General features: G+C 45.0%; 25 protein-coding genes. 1 reads left to right on the forward strand and 24 read right to left on the reverse strand.

Annotated elements, in window-relative coordinates; all coding sequences use genetic code 11:
• Window positions 1-149: 149 nt before the first annotated feature.
• The 24 genes from secY to melA all read right to left on the reverse strand — a co-directional run bounded on the left by secY (window position 150) and on the right by melA (window position 13,848).
• Window positions 150-1,451: a preprotein translocase subunit SecY gene (gene secY / locus KTH90_RS08070; protein ID WP_158350146.1), complete on the reverse strand. Its 1,302-nt coding sequence runs from the start codon at window positions 1,449-1,451 to the stop codon at window positions 150-152.
• Window positions 1,452-1,892 (reverse strand): 50S ribosomal protein L15, encoded by a 441-nt coding sequence (rplO, locus tag KTH90_RS08075; RefSeq protein ID WP_158350147.1) that lies wholly within the window; start codon window positions 1,890-1,892, stop codon window positions 1,452-1,454. It lies immediately after the preceding gene.
• A 28-nt stretch (window positions 1,893-1,920) separates the two neighbouring features.
• Window positions 1,921-2,103 carry a 50S ribosomal protein L30 gene (rpmD, locus tag KTH90_RS08080; RefSeq protein ID WP_158350148.1) on the reverse strand — a complete coding sequence of 61 codons (183 nt, stop codon included), beginning with the start codon at window positions 2,101-2,103 and terminating at the stop codon, window positions 1,921-1,923.
• 17 nt (window positions 2,104-2,120) lie between these two features.
• On the reverse strand, window positions 2,121-2,630 hold the full coding sequence (gene rpsE, locus KTH90_RS08085) for a 30S ribosomal protein S5 (protein ID WP_158343504.1): 510 nt from the start codon (window positions 2,628-2,630) through the stop codon (window positions 2,121-2,123).
• Between the two features lie 19 nt (window positions 2,631-2,649).
• Window positions 2,650-3,018: a 50S ribosomal protein L18 gene (rplR, locus tag KTH90_RS08090; RefSeq protein WP_158350149.1), complete on the reverse strand. Its 369-nt coding sequence runs from the start codon at window positions 3,016-3,018 to the stop codon at window positions 2,650-2,652.
• A gap of 18 nt (window positions 3,019-3,036) precedes the next feature.
• Window positions 3,037-3,576: a 50S ribosomal protein L6 gene (rplF, locus tag KTH90_RS08095; RefSeq protein WP_158350150.1), complete on the reverse strand. Its 540-nt coding sequence runs from the start codon at window positions 3,574-3,576 to the stop codon at window positions 3,037-3,039.
• A 168-nt stretch (window positions 3,577-3,744) separates the two neighbouring features.
• On the reverse strand, window positions 3,745-4,146 hold the full coding sequence (gene rpsH, locus KTH90_RS08100) for a 30S ribosomal protein S8 (RefSeq protein WP_158350151.1): 402 nt from the start codon (window positions 4,144-4,146) through the stop codon (window positions 3,745-3,747).
• Between the two features lie 267 nt (window positions 4,147-4,413).
• Window positions 4,414-4,599, reverse strand: coding sequence for a type Z 30S ribosomal protein S14 (locus KTH90_RS08105; RefSeq protein ID WP_158350152.1), 186 nt, complete (start codon window positions 4,597-4,599; stop codon window positions 4,414-4,416).
• A 17-nt stretch (window positions 4,600-4,616) separates the two neighbouring features.
• A complete protein-coding gene (gene rplE, locus KTH90_RS08110; RefSeq protein ID WP_158350153.1) occupies window positions 4,617-5,156 on the reverse strand; it encodes a 50S ribosomal protein L5 in 540 nt (179 codons plus the stop codon).
• 24 nt (window positions 5,157-5,180) lie between these two features.
• Window positions 5,181-5,492 carry a 50S ribosomal protein L24 gene (rplX, locus tag KTH90_RS08115; RefSeq protein WP_158343515.1) on the reverse strand — a complete coding sequence of 104 codons (312 nt, stop codon included), beginning with the start codon at window positions 5,490-5,492 and terminating at the stop codon, window positions 5,181-5,183.
• Window positions 5,493-5,509: 17 nt separating this feature from the next.
• Entirely contained in the window at window positions 5,510-5,878 is a 369-nt protein-coding gene (gene rplN, locus KTH90_RS08120; protein ID WP_158350154.1) for a 50S ribosomal protein L14, read from the reverse strand.
• 34 nt (window positions 5,879-5,912) lie between these two features.
• A complete protein-coding gene (gene rpsQ / locus KTH90_RS08125) occupies window positions 5,913-6,167 on the reverse strand; it encodes a 30S ribosomal protein S17 (protein WP_158343520.1) in 255 nt (84 codons plus the stop codon).
• 18 nt (window positions 6,168-6,185) lie between these two features.
• Window positions 6,186-6,395, reverse strand: coding sequence for a 50S ribosomal protein L29 (rpmC, locus tag KTH90_RS08130; RefSeq protein ID WP_158350155.1), 210 nt, complete (start codon window positions 6,393-6,395; stop codon window positions 6,186-6,188).
• Window positions 6,392-6,823 carry a 50S ribosomal protein L16 gene (rplP, locus tag KTH90_RS08135; protein WP_158343524.1) on the reverse strand — a complete coding sequence of 144 codons (432 nt, stop codon included), beginning with the start codon at window positions 6,821-6,823 and terminating at the stop codon, window positions 6,392-6,394. Before rplP ends, rpmC begins: the two co-directional genes overlap by 4 nt.
• Window positions 6,823-7,479, reverse strand: a complete 657-nt coding sequence (gene rpsC, locus KTH90_RS08140) for a 30S ribosomal protein S3 (RefSeq protein ID WP_158343527.1) — start codon at window positions 7,477-7,479, stop codon at window positions 6,823-6,825. Before rpsC ends, rplP begins: the two co-directional genes overlap by 1 nt.
• Before the next feature lie 11 nt (window positions 7,480-7,490).
• Window positions 7,491-7,877 (reverse strand): 50S ribosomal protein L22, encoded by a 387-nt coding sequence (gene rplV, locus KTH90_RS08145; protein WP_158343529.1) that lies wholly within the window; start codon window positions 7,875-7,877, stop codon window positions 7,491-7,493.
• A gap of 15 nt (window positions 7,878-7,892) precedes the next feature.
• Window positions 7,893-8,174 (reverse strand): 30S ribosomal protein S19, encoded by a 282-nt coding sequence (rpsS, locus tag KTH90_RS08150; RefSeq protein ID WP_158343531.1) that lies wholly within the window; start codon window positions 8,172-8,174, stop codon window positions 7,893-7,895.
• A gap of 14 nt (window positions 8,175-8,188) precedes the next feature.
• Window positions 8,189-9,031, reverse strand: coding sequence for a 50S ribosomal protein L2 (rplB, locus tag KTH90_RS08155; protein WP_158350156.1), 843 nt, complete (start codon window positions 9,029-9,031; stop codon window positions 8,189-8,191).
• Window positions 9,032-9,184: 153 nt separating this feature from the next.
• On the reverse strand, window positions 9,185-9,484 hold the full coding sequence (gene rplW, locus KTH90_RS08160; protein ID WP_158350157.1) for a 50S ribosomal protein L23: 300 nt from the start codon (window positions 9,482-9,484) through the stop codon (window positions 9,185-9,187).
• Window positions 9,484-10,104: a 50S ribosomal protein L4 gene (gene rplD / locus KTH90_RS08165; RefSeq protein ID WP_158350158.1), complete on the reverse strand. Its 621-nt coding sequence runs from the start codon at window positions 10,102-10,104 to the stop codon at window positions 9,484-9,486. The genes rplW and rplD overlap by 1 nt, the downstream gene beginning before the upstream one ends.
• Window positions 10,105-10,132: 28 nt before the next feature.
• A complete protein-coding gene (gene rplC / locus KTH90_RS08170; RefSeq protein WP_158350159.1) occupies window positions 10,133-10,768 on the reverse strand; it encodes a 50S ribosomal protein L3 in 636 nt (211 codons plus the stop codon).
• A 118-nt stretch (window positions 10,769-10,886) separates the two neighbouring features.
• Window positions 10,887-11,204 (reverse strand): 30S ribosomal protein S10, encoded by a 318-nt coding sequence (gene rpsJ / locus KTH90_RS08175; RefSeq protein WP_158343542.1) that lies wholly within the window; start codon window positions 11,202-11,204, stop codon window positions 10,887-10,889.
• A gap of 583 nt (window positions 11,205-11,787) precedes the next feature.
• Window positions 11,788-12,381, reverse strand: coding sequence for a DNA-3-methyladenine glycosylase I (locus KTH90_RS08180; RefSeq protein WP_158350160.1), 594 nt, complete (start codon window positions 12,379-12,381; stop codon window positions 11,788-11,790).
• A 144-nt stretch (window positions 12,382-12,525) separates the two neighbouring features.
• Complete coding sequence (gene melA / locus KTH90_RS08185) at window positions 12,526-13,848, reverse strand: alpha-glucosidase/alpha-galactosidase (protein WP_158350161.1); 1,323 nt, start codon at window positions 13,846-13,848, stop codon at window positions 12,526-12,528.
• Between the two features lie 344 nt (window positions 13,849-14,192).
• Here melA and KTH90_RS08190 point away from each other — a divergent pair, with 344 nt between their 5' ends.
• On the forward strand, window positions 14,193-15,035 hold the full coding sequence (locus KTH90_RS08190) for an AraC family transcriptional regulator (protein ID WP_158350162.1): 843 nt from the start codon (window positions 14,193-14,195) through the stop codon (window positions 15,033-15,035).
• The last annotated feature ends 92 nt before the right edge of the window (window positions 15,036-15,127 follow it).

Consider the following 15,127-nt stretch of genomic DNA (forward strand, 5'->3'; position numbering starts at 1 on the left):
TATTTAACGGCATATAGGTATACCCGCAGGGTGTTTCCTTATATATGCCGTGTATTTAACGGCATATAGGTATACCCACAGGGTGTTTCCATACTTATGCCCTAAAAGGGCGAACCAATCAAAGTCCGCCCCTTATCGGGTCAATCGCATTAGTCGTTCAGGAAACCTTTGTAGGAGCGAACCAGCATCTGTGATTCAACTTGCTTTAATGTTTCCAGAATAACTCCGACGATAATGATCAGTGAAGTTCCTCCAAAGGAAACATGAGCTCCGAATACACCGCTGAAGATGATCGGTATAACCGATACCACCGTCAGGCCGATAGCTCCGATAAAGATAATATAGTTCAGAATTCTTGTTAAATACTCCGTAGTAGGTTTTCCAGGACGGATACCAGGTACGAATCCACCCTGTTTTTTCATATTGTTCGCAATCTCCATCGGATTGAAGGTGATGGAAGTGTAGAAATACGCAAAGAATACGATTAATAAAATATATACCAGTAAGCCTACAGAATACGCCGGTTTTTGAGGATTACACCAATTTCCGGAATTCAGCACTGCCAAAATCGTACTGTCCTGGCCTTTACCGATAAATGTTGCAATTACAATCGGAAACTGCATCAGGGACGATGCGAAGATAACCGGAATAACGCCGGCCGTATTTACTTTCAGAGGTATATGTGTAGACTGGCCGCCTACCATTTTACGCCCCTGCATCTTTTTGGCATACTGCACTGGAATTCTGCGTTCTCCATTCTGCAACACGATAACAAATACTACTGTAAACAGGATAACTGCCAGGATAATGACTATCGCTAAGCCGGCTTTCGCAACACTTTTTCCCTGTACAAACCGCTGGAATAAAGTACCGATATCCTGAGGAAGCCGGGAAATAATGTTGATCAACAATACGATAGAGATACCATTTCCCACACCGTTTTCCGTAATACGTTCACCAATCCACATAAGGAATGCACTACCTGCCGTCATCGTAACAACTGTCATTGCCACGCTTACGAAATTGTAGTCCAGTAATAATCCCTGACGTCCAAAGCCAACTGCCATTGCGATCGATTCGATCAGTGCAAGGGCTACCGTTACATAACGGGTGATGGCCACGATTTTCTTTCTGCCGTCCTCTTCCTTGTGCATCTCTTCCAGCTTCGGAATCGCGATGGTCAGCAACTGCATGATGATGGAAGATGTGATGTACGGGGTAATACTAAGGGCGAAGATCGACATCGAAGTAAAAGAACCGCCGGTAAATGCGTCAAAGAAATTGAAGGCATCTCCGGAATGCTGCTGGAACCACTGCTGGAAGTACAACCGGTTCACTCCCGGAATCGGGAGCTGGGAACCGATACGTACAACTACCAACATGGCAAATGTGAATAAGAGCTTATTTCTTATGTCTTTTATTCTAAATGCATTACGAAGTGTTTCGAGCAATTAGATCACCTCTGTTTTTCCACCAAGAGCTTCGATTTTAGCTGCAGCATTTGCACTGAAAGCATTTGCCTGTACGGTAAGCTTCTTAGTTAATTCTCCATTTCCAAGAATTTTAACTCCATCTCTGGGGTTTTTTATAATACCTTTTTCCATCAAAGCCTCTACGGAAACTACTGCATCATTGTCAAACACTTCAAGAGCGTCCAGATTTATAGCTACGATTTCTTTTGAGTTTCTGCAGGTGAATCCCCTCTTAGGGATACGTCTGTATAAAGGCATCTGTCCACCTTCGAATCCGGCTCTGGGAGCTCCGGAACGGGCTTTTTGACCCTTGTGTCCTTTACCTGCAGTTTTACCGTTACCAGATGCATGGCCGCGGCCTCTTCTGAAGTTATCGCTGTGTTTGGATCCTTCTGCTGGTCTTAACGTCGATAAGTCCATCGTTACACCTCCTTAACTGCTGTTTCTATTAGATTTCTTCTACTTTCACTAAGTGTTTCACCTGCTGGATCATGCCACGAACTGCTGCATTATCCGGCATTTCTACAGTTTTGTTTAACTTGCGAAGGCCAAGGGCCTCAACTGTTTTTTTATGCTTCGGAACCGCGCCGATGGTGGATTTCACCAATGTGATTTTTAATTTCTCTGCCATTTTCATTGCCTCCTTAATTAAGCCAGAATTTCTTCGACGGCTTTGCCGCGATTCTTAGCTACTTCTTCCGGAGTTTTCAACTGTCTCAAGCCTTCGATGGTAGCGATTACCACGTTCTGCTTGTTGTTGGAGCCCAGGGATTTGGTACGGATATTTTTGATACCTGCAAGCTCCAGCACACTACGGGCCGGGCCGCCTGCGATGATACCAGTACCATCAGGAGCTCTCTTTAACAGCACGGAAGCACTTCCGAATTTTCCGATGAAATCATGAGTAATACTGTTATTTTCATCCATTGCTACGGTGATCAGCTTCTTGGCTGCGTCTTCTTTTCCTTTGCGGATCGCTTCCGGAATTTCGGTTGCCTTTCCAAGACCTGCACCGACATGGCCATTGCCATCGCCTACTACGACTAAAGCTGTGAAGCGGAAGTTACGACCACCTTTAACAACCTTAGTTACACGCTTGATGGAAACTACTTTTTCGGTTAATTCTAACTGACTAGCGTCAACGATTGTACGTTTCATGTGTTCTTCTCCTTCCTGCTTAGAATTTTAATCCGGCTTCTCTGGCTGCATCAGCCAGTGCCTGAATCTTTCCTTGATATATGAAGCCGCCACGGTCAAAGACAACCTCATCAATACCCTTTTCCAGGGCTTTCTTTGCGATAACCGTACCAAGATATGCAGCTGCTTCAACGTCGTTGGTTTTCTTAAGCTCTGCTTTTACATCCTTCTGAAGGGTTGATGCAGAAACTAAAGTGTTTCCCACGGTATCGTCGATGATCTGCGCATACATATGATTGTTGCTCCGAAACACAGCCAGACGCGGACGAACAGCTGTGCCACTGAAACGGTTGCGCATTCTTCTATGTTTATTCTGCCGGACTTCGGCTCTTGATTTCTTACTAACCATTTCTCTAACCCTCCTTTATTATTTCTTACCAGTCTTACCAACTTTACGTCTGATGACTTCGTCAGCATATTTGATACCTTTGCCCTTGTAAGGTTCCGGTCTTCTCTTATCTCTGATCTCAGCAGCGTATTGGCCAACTTTTTCTTTATCAATACCGGAGACGGTAATCTTGTTACCATCTACCTTGGATTCCAGTCCTTCCGGATCTTCCATCTCAACCGGATGAGAATATCCCAAAGAGAGGGTTAATTTCTTACCGGATTTTGCGGCACGGTAACCAACACCGTTGATTTCCAATACCTTTTCGTATCCATTGGTTACACCAACAACCATGTTGTTGATTAACGTTCTGGTCAGACCATGCAGGGATTTCATCTTCTTCAGGTCGTTGGGTCTGGTAACAACTACCTGACCATCTTCCATCTTGAGTTCCATCTCAGAGGGCAATACTCTCTCGAGAGTACCTTTCGGCCCTTTTACAGTCACTTTATTATTTTCTGCAATATCCACAGTTACGCCTGCGGGTACCGCGATTGGCATTCTTCCTATACGTGACATGCCCGTGTTCCTCCATTTCTATATTTAGAAGCCGCTTGGAATTTTACAAGCGGGGTGCTACGCTCGACTAGCGCTCGGCCGCAAAATACGCGCTAACGCTTACGTCTCGGTAACGGCGTTCTCACTAAGCTCTTCGTCGCAAGCTCCTCTTCGCTAAGTGTTCACAGCCTACCATACAAACGCTAAAACTTCTCCGCCTACCTGAAGTTTACGCGCTTCTTTATCAGTTACAACACCACTATTGGTGGAAATAATTGCGATTCCAAGTCCTCCTAAAACCTTCGGTAATTCATCTTTTCCTGCGTATACACGAAGTCCAGGTTTGGAAATCCTCTTAAGTCCGGTAATGATTTTCTCATTTTTATCTTTACCGTATTTCAGAGTAATACGGATTGTTTTAAAGCTGCCGTCTTCTACAAGATCGTATTTTGCGATATATCCTTCGTTTACCAGGATATTGGCTATCGCGATTTTCATCTTGGAAGCGGGTACATCTACGGTATCATGTTTTGCAGTATTTGCGTTACGGATTCTTGTAAGCATATCTGCAATCGGATCGCTCATTGTCATTTGGGTTTTACCTCCTTTTTTTTAGAATCTGCGGGGCTAATTAGCGGGGTGTTACATTCGACTGGGGCTCGACCGCAAAGGATGCGCTCACGCTTACGTCTCGGTAATGGCGTTCTCACTAGGCACGGAGTCGCTTACTTTTTCCTCGCCTCAGTGTTACGCTCGACTAGCGCTCGACCGCAAAGGACGCGCTCTCGCTGAGTCTCGGTAACGGCGTTCTCACTAGGCTCTTCGTCGCAAGCTCCTCATCACCAAGTGTTCACAGCCTCACCAGCTAGCCTTTTTAACGCCCGGTATCTGACCTTTATAAGCTAATTCACGGAAGCAGATTCTGCAAATTCCGTATTTTCTCAGATAAGCATGCGGACGGCCACAGATTCTGCAACGGTTGTATTCTCTGGTAGAATACTTTGCCGGACGCTGTTGCTTAATTTTCATTGATGTCTTAGCCATGAAATTTTCCCTCCTAATTATTTGGTAAACGGCATATTGAACTGTGTCAATAATTCACGGGCTTCTTCGTCGGTTTTCGCGGTTGTAACGAAAATGACATCCATGCCTCGTACTTTGTCAACCTTATCATATTCGATTTCCGGGAAAATCAACTGTTCTTTAATACCCAGCGCGTAGTTTCCTCTTCCGTCAAATGCGTTTGGGTTCACACCTCTGAAATCACGCACACGGGGAAGTGCCAGGTTGATGAGGCGGTCTACGAAATCATACATTCTTTCGCCCCGAAGTGTTACTTTACATCCGATCGGCATTCCTTCTCTGATCTTGAAGTTAGCGATGGAATTCTTCGCTCTGGTGATCACTGCCTTCTGGCCGGTGATTATTTCCATATCCTTGACAGCCGCTTCCAAAAGCTTCGCGTTTTCTTTGGCTTCACCAACACCCATGTTGATGACTACCTTGTCAAGTTTCGGTACTTCCATCACGTTTTTATATCCAAACTTTTTTGTCATCGCTTCCACGATTTCACTTTTGTAAATCTCTTTTAATCTACTCAACTTTCCGGACCTCCTTCCTTAGAATTAATCAATTACATCGCCGGTAGCTTTGGCTACACGTACTTTTTTGTCTCCATCCATTTTGTATCCGATTCTGGTTACTTTACCTTTGTGCAGGTACATGACGTTGGAAACATCGATCGGTCCTTCTTTATGCATAATACCGCCGTTCTGGTTTGCTGCGGAGGGCTTCGCATGTTTGGTTACCATATTAACGCCTTCTACCAGGACTCTGCCGTTTTTCTGATCTACGGAAAGGACTTTTCCTTCTTTGTCTTTATCTTTACCGGCAATCACTTTTACCGTGTCGCCTTTTTTAATTTTGATCGCTGACATCTTCTTAGAACACCTCCTTATAATACTTCCGGAGCCAAGGATACGATCTTCATAAACTGTTTCTCACGAAGCTCTCTGGCTACCGGCCCAAAAATACGTGTTCCTTTGGGAGTCTTGTCATCTTTGATGATGACTGCTGCATTTTCATCAAATTTTATATAAGAGCCGTCTTTACGACGAGCGCCTTTTACGGTACGTACCACAACAGCTTTTACAACATCGCCTTTTTTAACAACACCGCCTGGCGTTGCATCTTTGACCGTGGCTGTAATGATGTCACCGATATTGGCATATCTTCTGGTGGAACCACCCATAACTCTGATACAAAGTAATTCTTTGGCACCGGTATTGTCGGCAACTTTAAGCCTTGTTTCTTGTTGTATCATGCCTTTAACCTCCTTAAAATTTAACCCGAAGAAATTATTTCACTTTTTCTACGACTTCCACAAGTCTCCATCTCTTGTCTTTGGAAATGGGTCTTGTTTCCATAACTTTTACGGTATCGCCGATATTGCACACATTGTTCTCATCATGAGCTTTCAATTTATAAGTTCTCTTTACGATCTTTTTGTAAAGAGGATGTCTTACATGGTCTTCTACGGCAACAACGATGGTTTTATCCATTTTATTGCTGACAACTTTGCCCGTACGGGTTTTTCTCAGATTTCTTTCCATCTGTGTAGCTCCTCTCTATTACTCAGCAGCTTTCGCAGCTTCAGTCAGAACGGTCTGGATTCTGGCAATGTTTTTGCGAACTTCTTTGATTCTGCTTGTGTTATCTAACTGATTTGTCGCATTCTGGAATCTTAAGTTAAAAAGCTCTTTTTTCGCAGCTACTAACTCTTCCTTTAATTCCACAACAGATTTCGATTTTAATTCTTCTACAAATTTATTCGTTTTCACTGTTTATCACCGCCTTCTAAGTCTGCGCGAGAAACGACTTTACATTTCACAGGCAACTTATGGGTTGCAAGACGCAGTGCCTCTTTCGCCGTTTCCTCCGGTACACCTGAGATCTCGAACATCACACGGCCGGGTTTCACTACGGCTACCCAGTACTCTAAGGATCCTTTACCGGAACCCATACGTGTTTCTGCCGGTTTCGTAGTTACTGGTTTATCGGGGAATATTTTAATCCAAACCTGGCCGCCACGCTTGATGTAACGGGTCATAGCAACACGGGCTGCCTCGATCTGGTTCGATTTGATCCATCCGGGTTCCATGGCAATGATACCATACTCACCATTGCTGATGGTATTGCCCCTTAAAGCTTTCCCTTTCATGGAGCCACGGAACTGTTTCCGACGTTTTACTCTTTTCGGCATTAACATTATTTATCGCTCCCTTCCTTATCAGCTTTCGTTGGAAGTATTTCGCCTTTGTAGATCCACACCTTAACTCCGACTTTGCCGTAGGTGGTATCTGCCTCAGCGAATCCATAATCAATATCAGCACGAAGTGTCTGAAGCGGAATCGTACCTTCGCTGTAGAACTCGGTACGGGCCATATCTGCACCGCCTAAACGGCCGGATACGGAAGTTTTGATTCCAAGAGCGCCAGACTTTAAGCTTCTGCCCATGGAGGATTTCATCGCACGGCGGAAGGAAATACGGTTCACTAACTGCTGCGCAATATTTTCAGCCACTAACTGTGCATCTTTATCAGGTCTTTTCACTTCTTTGATATCTACTACCAATTTCTTGTCAGTAAATTTCTGAAGCTCTGCTTTTACTTTTTCAATTTCAGATCCGCCTTTACCGATGACTACGCCCGGTTTTGCGGTGTAGATCACGATTTTCACACGGTCTGCAGTACGTTCGATTTCGATTTTGGAAATCCCGGCACTGAATAATTTATTTTTCAGGAATTTTCTGATTTTGTAGTCTTCTACCAGATAATCAGCAAATTCATCTTCTGCATACCACTTAGAGTCCCAATCTTTGATGATACCGACTCTTAAGCCATGCGGATTAACTTTTTGTCCCATGATTGCCCTCCTTATCTTTCATCCAACACAATGGTAATGTGACTAATTCTTTTTTCAATCCGGTAAGCTCTTCCCTGAGCTCTCGGTCTGATTCTCTTCATTGTAGGTCCCTTGTTTGCATAGCACTCTGCAATGTAAAGATTCTCCGGATTCATTCCATTATTGTTTTCTGCGTTTGCAATAGCGGATTTCAATAATTTTTCGATCACGCCGGAAGCATATCTGGGGTTATACGCTAAAATACCAAGAGCCGCAGTCACGTCTTTCCCTCTGATGGCATCTAATACGAAACATGCCTTCTGGACAGACATTCTGGCATAAGATAACTTTGCGGAAGGTCTGGTATCTTTATTGGCATTTCTCTCTCTTTTTATCTGGCTTCTATGTCCTTTTGCCATGGTTTAGAATACCTCCTATCTTACTTTCGATTTCTTCTCATCTTTGCCATGTCCACGATAGGTTCTGGTAGCGACAAACTCACCCAGCTTGTGGCCTACCATGTCTTCCGTTACATATACCGGAACATGCTTTCTTCCATCATGAACTGCAATTGTATGTCCGACCATCTGCGGGAAAATCGTAGAACGGCGGGACCAGGTCTTGATGACCGATTTATCACCGGATGCGTTCATGGAGTCGATCTTTTTTAATAAACTCTCATCTGCGAACGGTCCTTTTTTTAATGAACGAGCCATAGGTTCTAACCTCCTTATTTCATAGCCTTTCCGTCTCTTCTTCTTACAATCAGCTTATTGGACTGTTTGTTCTTCTTTCTGGTCTTCAGGCCCAGAGCAGGCTTGCCCCAAGGGGTGCAAGGACCAGGACGTCCAATACCAGTTTTACCTTCACCACCACCGTGGGGATGGTCGTTGGGGTTCATGACGGAACCACGTACGGTCGGGCGGATACCCATGTGACGTTTCCGTCCTGCCTTACCTACGTTGATCAGGTTGTGCTCGCCGTTTCCTACCACACCTACGGAAGCACGGCAGATGATGGGAACCATTCTCATTTCACCGGAGGGAAGACGTAAGGTTGCGTATTTTCCTTCTTTTGCCATCAGCTGTGCGCTGGTACCTGCGGAACGGACCATCTGTCCGCCGCGGCCGGGATACAGCTCGATGTTGTGTACCTGGGTACCTACCGGGATATCAGATAACGGCAGGCAGTTTCCGATTCTCACTTCGGCTTCCGGTCCGTTCATGATCTTCATGCCGTCCTTTAAGCCTTCCGGAGCCAGGATATATGCTTTCTCGCCGTCTGCATAACAGATCAGTGCGATATTGGCGCTTCTGTTCGGATCGTACTCGATACCGATTACTTTTGCCTGGATTCCGTCTTTCTTTCTTTTGAAATCAATGAGTCTGTATTTTCTTCTGGAACCGCCTCCGCGGTGTCTGACTGTGATCTTTCCCTGATTATTACGGCCGGAGTTTTTGTTCAGAGATACTACCAGGGATTTTTCCGGGGTAGTCTTTGTGATTTCGGAGAAATCAGAACCGGTCATATGTCTTCTGGAAGGTGTATATGGGTTATAGGTTTTAATACCCATTTTTTTCACTCCTTTCAAGTTTTGGTTGTTGTTTGTTGCTATATTGTATGTTCCGTTCGACTAGCGCTCGACCGCAAAGGGCGCGCTCTCGCTGAGTCTCTGGAACGGCGTTCTCACTAAGCTCTTCGTCGCAAGCTCCTCATCGCTAAGTGATCACAGCCCTTCGAAAATTTCGATTTCTGCGCTGTCCTCGGTCAGCTTCACGATGGCCTTCTTGGTCTTGGCAGTTTTACCGTAGGTCATTCCACGTCTCTTGGTCTTGCCTTCCAGATTCATGGTATTGACACTGGCTACTTTTGTTCCGGAGAACATTTTCTCAACTGCTTCCTTGATCATCGTTTTGTTTGCTTCCGGATGGACTAAGAATGTGTATTTCTTCTCGCTCATCGCGTTCATACTTTTTTCCGTGATAATCGGTTTTAAGATTACATCATAGTATTGAATGCTTGCCATTATGCATACACCTCCTCGATGGTTGCAACAGCTGCCTTCGTTGTGATGACTGTGTTGTATTTTAAGATGTCGTATACATTGATGGTGTTGGTAAGAACCGTCCGGACTTCCGGAATGTTTCTTGCGGATAATACCACTTTCTCATCATTGTCATTCAGTACAACCAAAGCTTTGTTCACTTTTAAGTTGTTCAGAACTTCCTGGAACTTCTTGGTTTTGATTTCATCGAATTTCAGATCATCCAGCACGATGAATTTGCTTTCCATCACTCTGGAAGTCAAAGCCGACTTAAGTGCCGCTCTCTTTTCCTTTTTGTTCATCTTAAAGGAGTAGTCTCTCGGTACCGGTGCGAATACAACTCCGCCGCCCGTCCACTGAGGAGCTCTGATCGAACCCTGTCTTGCGTGACCGGTTCCTTTCTGTCTCCAGGGTTTCTTTCCACCGCCGGATACTTCAGAACGGGTTTTCGCTTTCTGAGTTCCCTGACGCTTATTTGCAAGCTGGTTTACGACTGCCATGTGTACCAGGTGCTCGTTTACTTCCACACCGAATACGGCATCATTTAATTCCATCGTACCAACTTCTTTGCCTTCCATATTATAAACAGATACGTTTGCCATCTGTAAGTTCCTCCTTTCTCAAAGCCTCTTATTTCGCCGTCTTCACGGTTTCTTTGATAATAACTAATGCTTTCCTGGGTCCGGGTACTGCGCCTTTTACCAGCAGCAGGTTCTTCTCTGCGTCTGCGCGGACAACTTCCAGGTTCTGTACCGTAACTTTCTTCGCTCCCATGTGTCCGGGCATCTTCTTGCCTTTGAATACTTTACTGGGATCGGATGCGGAACCGTTGGATCCGGCATGGCGGTGATATTTGGAACCGTGGGTCATGGGTCCTCTGTGCTGGCCATGTCTCTTGATCGCGCCCTGGAATCCTTTTCCTTTGGAAATGGCAGTAACATCAACTTTCTCGCCGTTCTCAAAGACATCTGCTTTGATTTCCTGTGCCAGCTGATATTCACTTGCATTTTCAAATTTGAATTCTTTAACGAATCTCTTACAGGATACGCCTGCTTTGTCGAACTGGCCCTTCATAGGCTTGTTCACCAAATTCTCACGTTTGTCCATGAAACCGACCTGTACGGCGTCATATCCGTCATTATCAGCGGTTTTCACCTGAGTAACCACGCAGGGACCAGCCTGTAATACGGTTACCGGAACTAACGTGCCATCTTCGTTGAAGATCTGGGTCATTCCAACCTTTGTAGCTAAGATCGCTTTTTTCATTCTTTCCTTTACCTCCTAAATCTACAGCGGAACGCGGCCATGCTTATTTAACTGCGTTCATACTAGTTCGGGAAAACAAGTTTCCTTAACGACACGGGGATACCGTATCGATTGCTGTTTATTTTTGTTTCATTTTGATGTCGATGTACACACCTGCGGGCATTTCCAGTCTGGACAATGCATCTACCGTCTTAGGGGTAGGTGTGATAATGTCGATCAGTCTTTTATGAGTTCTCTGCTCGAACTGCTCTCTGGAGTCTTTGTACTTGTGTACCGCTCTCAGGATGGTAACTACCTCTTTCTTCGTGGGCAGCGGCACCGGTCCGCTCACCTGAGCACCATTCTTCTTCACAGTTTCGATGATTTTTTTCGCGGATGCATCCACCAATTGATGATCATACGCTTTCAATGTGATTCTCATTACTTGACTTGCCATAAAAAAAGTCGCCTCCTTTTCGTACTTTTCATACCAGTACGACAAGCGGTGACTGTACACTCTTCCGTGTGTGTCGCGTTTGCTACATTCTTACACGGTGTGCTCTGCCCGGTCAAAAACCGTTCAGATACTCGATCCTGCTGATCCGGATCTTATTCGGTACAGTGACTTGTCGCCAGTTTCCTAACTTGACATTCGCTCCACGGAAAACCTGCCACATTTGGGCAGCAACCTCACGTTTCAACGCTATCAATGTCACAGCACGTTTAAGTATATAGGAAAGATCTGCGGATTGCAAGTATTTTTTTAATTTTTTTTGGTAAATTTTCGGAATAAGAGTTTCAATTCATGGCCCACTGGGCGGGGACTGGCACCTTTCGGCAGAAAAGACAGGTTTCAAGCAACTGCATGGAGAAAGGGGCCTGTCCCTGGATGTTGACTCGATAGACCCACATTCAAGAAGCAGGCACTTTTTTCTCACACAGACCGACAACCAGGGACAGGCCCCTTTCTCCACGCAGTTGCTTGAAACTTTCGCTTTACTGCCGAAAGGTGCCAGTCCCTTCCCATAATAACATTCAATTTATATTGTGGTATACGGATATTTCTGCTGTAACTCTTTATATAGGAAGCAATCGGGTGAGTGGTCGTTGATCATACCACAGGCCTGCAGATGTGAATAGACGGTAATGGCTCCCAAATATTTGAAGCCTTTGTTCTTCAAATCTTTGCTGATATCTTCGGACAGTTTATTTTGAGCCGGCAGGTTCCCGCCGGCGTGTTCTTTATACAGGATAGTTTTGCGGCCGGTAAAGGACCATAGGTAATGGTCGAAAGACCCGTATTGCTGCCGGATACGGAGAAAGCAGTTGGCATTATTGATTACAGCCTCTATCTTTCTGCGGGAACGGATCATGTCCGGTGTCTGCAGGATCTCTTCAATCTTTGCTTCCTGATAGGCCGCTATTTTCTCATAGTCGAAATCGTCAAAGCACCGGCGGAAGGTTTCCCGCTTCTTCAACATCATCGTCCAGTTCAGGCCGCACTGCATAACCTCCATCATGAGGAATTCGAACTGCTTACGGTCATCATGGACAGGGATTCCCCATTCGTTGTCATGATACTCCTGTAATATTCCGTGGTCCTGGCACCAGGTACATCTGGTGAGTTCTTTCATAATATAATGGCTCCTTTTGGACGTGTGATTCATCTTGGTTTCTTCTATTATAAAGAACAGGTTTTGAAATATCAATCTGAAACTTAAAAAAGGGGACTGGTATCTACATTTAAAGTGCAGTGAATTGAAAATTCAGTTTTCCGCCTATTTATACATCCTCATATAATCCCCGTGCGCGTCAACCAGCTCATCACACATCTTTACAATATCATCTATACTAAGCTCTGCCCCTGTGTGCGGGTCCATCATAGCGGCCTGATAGATGTATTCTTTCTTCCTTGTAACAGCCGCCTCAATGGTCAGGAGCTGCACATTGATGTTGCTCATGTTCATAGCCGCCAGCTGCACCGGAAGCCTTCCGATCCAGGTCGGATGAATACCCGTTCCATCCACCAGGCAGGGAACTTCCACACAGGCATCTGACGGAAGATTCTCTATAGAACCATGATTGATTACATTTCCGCCAATCTTATACGGCCGGTCGGTAACAACCGCTTCCATAATATAGGAAGCATATTCCAGACTTCTGTCATGGGTAATCTTCCCGTCGCTGAGGATGCTGCTGCGCTCTTCCTCCCAGCCTTTGATCTGATCCATACATCTTCTGGGATATTCATCCAGCGGAATATTGAATCTGTCGATCAGCTCCGGATAGCGGGATTTGATGAAAAACGGGTTATATTCAGCATTGTGCTCACTGGATTCCGTACAGTAATAACCCAGATGCTTTATGTACTCGAACCGGACCATATCTTTATGTTTACCCGCCGCATTCATCCCGGCTGCTCTTCTGCGTATTTCCGGATACAGGTCATTGCCGTCCTTGTCCTTAAGTTCCAGCAGCCATGCCATATGATTAATTCCTGCGATCGTCTCCAACCGACCTTCCAGCTTATCCTCCATATGCAGCTCTTCCAGCAGATGGCTGGAACAACACTGAACACTGTGGCAGAGCCCTACCGTCTCTACTCCCGTGTAACGCTGCATATAGCCGGTCAGGATTCCCATAGGGTTTGTATAATTCAGGAAAAGGGCGCCCGGACACACATCTTCGATGTCCCTGGCGAACTCCTCCAATATGGGGATGGTACGCAGTCCCCGCATAATTCCGCCGATGCCCATAGTATCTGCTATGGTCTGCCGAAGCCCGTATTTTTGGGGAATTTCAAAATCGGTTATAGTACAGGGGTCATATCCGCCTACCTGAATCGCATTTACAACAAATGCGGCATTTTTCAGCGCCTCTTTTCTCTGTTCTACACCCAGATATTTTTTGATAACGGCACGTCCTTGATTTACATTTTTATTAATTGCTTCGAGAATGACAGCAGATTCCTCCAGGCGCTTTCTGTCAATATCATACAGCGCTATCTCGCTGTCTTGCAGAGCTTTACTGCACATACAGTCTCCCAGTACATTTCTGGCAAACACCGTGCTTCCGGCACCCATAAATGTTATTTTTGACATGATAATTCCTCCATTTCTCTTTCCTTTTAATTATTTACAAATTGGTTTTACTATACAGCTTTTACGTGCCTGAATACTTGCTATATTCTGCTGCATAGTTTTATATTTTGTTGCATAGATAAGAACTATCCAGAAGGCCTTCCGGTTTTACAGGTTTTTTACAATGTCATATAGCACCATATTATATTGCTTTCTTATGATCTATATTATATAATCAGTGTGTGTAAGATTCTATCTTATTTGTGTCACATTATTGTGAATTTGTTGTATTTTTGGGTTCTTAACCCCCTTTACACAATCCGCAGCTGTGGCAGATTATTCAAAACAGTGGGGAGACCGAGATTATGATTATCGAAAAAATACCCGGGATTCTATCAATTTATTTTTGCGGAAGCGAACAATGCACGCCCGGCCACTCCTTCGGGCCTGCCGTACGTCCCCATTATCTGATCCATACGATACTGGACGGCAGGGGCACCTTTATAAGAAATGGGAAAACATACCGACTGGAGGCAGGAGATGCATTTCTCATCTCCCCTATGGAATCGACCTTTTACCAGGCGGACAGAACCGATCCGTGGAAATATGCCTGGATCGGATTTGACGGAATGGGAGTGGAGGAATATGTAGTGAGAACCTGTTTCAGGAATTCCCCTGTCTACCGCTGTCCGGAAGACAGGAATACACGGCCTGCCATGACATCTGTGATGTCAGCCATAACGGATGCCTTTCTCGCCACCGATCAGAACTCATTAACTCTTATGGGGTATTTCTTCCATCTGTTGGGCATCATGCAGGGAACGCAGCCGTTCGAAGATCGCAGCCACATAAAGGGATATCTGGAAAAAGCGATTGATTACATCCATAATAATTACAGCTACAATATCCATATTTCGGATATTGCTGCTTATATCGGCGTAGACCGCTCGTACCTGTACCGCCTGTTTATGCAGGAGGAACACATCTCTCCCAAACAATATCTGATGAGGCTGAGACTGCGAACCGCTTCCGGAATGCTGCATTCCCCACAGTACACCATAACAGAGATTGCATATTCCTGTGGTTTTCGGGATACGGCTACCTTCTGCAACCAGTTTAAGAAGAGTATGAAACTTACTCCCAGCCAATTCCGCAAGGAAGCTAGGGAGGAAACGGTACGAACGTTGCATTTTTATGAACAATCTTAAGTTTTCTTTAAATTAAGCTGCGGCTTAGGTAATATCATTGAATAATCCTCTCCATTATGCTACTTTTAATAAAGTAGCTATTACATCTGTAC

The sequence above is a fragment of the Diplocloster modestus genome (assembly GCF_019042245.1).
Lineage (GTDB): Bacteria > Bacillota > Clostridia > Lachnospirales > Lachnospiraceae > Diplocloster > Diplocloster modestus.

What these genes read in the sequence shown, in the direction of transcription:
- rplO (WP_158350147.1), bottom strand. Translation starts at nt 1,892, where the DNA reads ATGGACTTATCGACGTTAAGACCAGCAGAAGGATCCAAACACAGCGAT.
- rpmD (WP_158350148.1), bottom strand. Translation starts at nt 2,103, where the DNA reads ATGGCAGAGAAATTAAAAATCACATTGGTGAAATCCACCATCGGCGCG.
- rpsE (WP_158343504.1), bottom strand. Translation starts at nt 2,630, where the DNA reads ATGAAACGTACAATCGTTGACGCTAGTCAGTTAGAATTAACCGAAAAA.
- rplR (WP_158350149.1), bottom strand. Translation starts at nt 3,018, where the DNA reads ATGGTTAGTAAGAAATCAAGAGCCGAAGTCCGGCAGAATAAACATAGA.
- rplF (WP_158350150.1), bottom strand. Translation starts at nt 3,576, where the DNA reads ATGTCACGTATAGGAAGAATGCCAATCGCGGTACCCGCAGGCGTAACT.
- rpsH (WP_158350151.1), bottom strand. Translation starts at nt 4,146, where the DNA reads ATGACAATGAGCGATCCGATTGCAGATATGCTTACAAGAATCCGTAAC.
- KTH90_RS08105 (WP_158350152.1), bottom strand. Translation starts at nt 4,599, where the DNA reads ATGGCTAAGACATCAATGAAAATTAAGCAACAGCGTCCGGCAAAGTAT.
- rplX (WP_158343515.1), bottom strand. Translation starts at nt 5,492, where the DNA reads ATGTCAGCGATCAAAATTAAAAAAGGCGACACGGTAAAAGTGATTGCC.
- rplN (WP_158350154.1), bottom strand. Translation starts at nt 5,878, where the DNA reads ATGATACAACAAGAAACAAGGCTTAAAGTTGCCGACAATACCGGTGCC.
- rpsQ (WP_158343520.1), bottom strand. Translation starts at nt 6,167, where the DNA reads ATGGAAAGAAATCTGAGAAAAACCCGTACGGGCAAAGTTGTCAGCAAT.
- rplP (WP_158343524.1), bottom strand. Translation starts at nt 6,823, where the DNA reads ATGTTAATGCCGAAAAGAGTAAAACGTCGGAAACAGTTCCGTGGCTCC.
- rpsC (WP_158343527.1), bottom strand. Translation starts at nt 7,479, where the DNA reads ATGGGACAAAAAGTTAATCCGCATGGCTTAAGAGTCGGTATCATCAAA.
- rplV (WP_158343529.1), bottom strand. Translation starts at nt 7,877, where the DNA reads ATGGCAAAAGGACATAGAAGCCAGATAAAAAGAGAGAGAAATGCCAAT.
- rpsS (WP_158343531.1), bottom strand. Translation starts at nt 8,174, where the DNA reads ATGGCTCGTTCATTAAAAAAAGGACCGTTCGCAGATGAGAGTTTATTA.
- rplB (WP_158350156.1), bottom strand. Translation starts at nt 9,031, where the DNA reads ATGGGTATTAAAACCTATAACCCATATACACCTTCCAGAAGACATATG.
- rplW (WP_158350157.1), bottom strand. Translation starts at nt 9,484, where the DNA reads ATGGCAAGCATTCAATACTATGATGTAATCTTAAAACCGATTATCACG.
- rplD (WP_158350158.1), bottom strand. Translation starts at nt 10,104, where the DNA reads ATGGCAAACGTATCTGTTTATAATATGGAAGGCAAAGAAGTTGGTACG.
- rplC (WP_158350159.1), bottom strand. Translation starts at nt 10,768, where the DNA reads ATGAAAAAAGCGATCTTAGCTACAAAGGTTGGAATGACCCAGATCTTC.
- rpsJ (WP_158343542.1), bottom strand. Translation starts at nt 11,204, where the DNA reads ATGGCAAGTCAAGTAATGAGAATCACATTGAAAGCGTATGATCATCAA.
- KTH90_RS08180 (WP_158350160.1), bottom strand. Translation starts at nt 12,381, where the DNA reads ATGAAAGAACTCACCAGATGTACCTGGTGCCAGGACCACGGAATATTA.
- melA (WP_158350161.1), bottom strand. Translation starts at nt 13,848, where the DNA reads ATGTCAAAAATAACATTTATGGGTGCCGGAAGCACGGTGTTTGCCAGA.
- KTH90_RS08190 (WP_158350162.1), top strand. Translation starts at nt 14,193, where the DNA reads ATGATTATCGAAAAAATACCCGGGATTCTATCAATTTATTTTTGCGGA.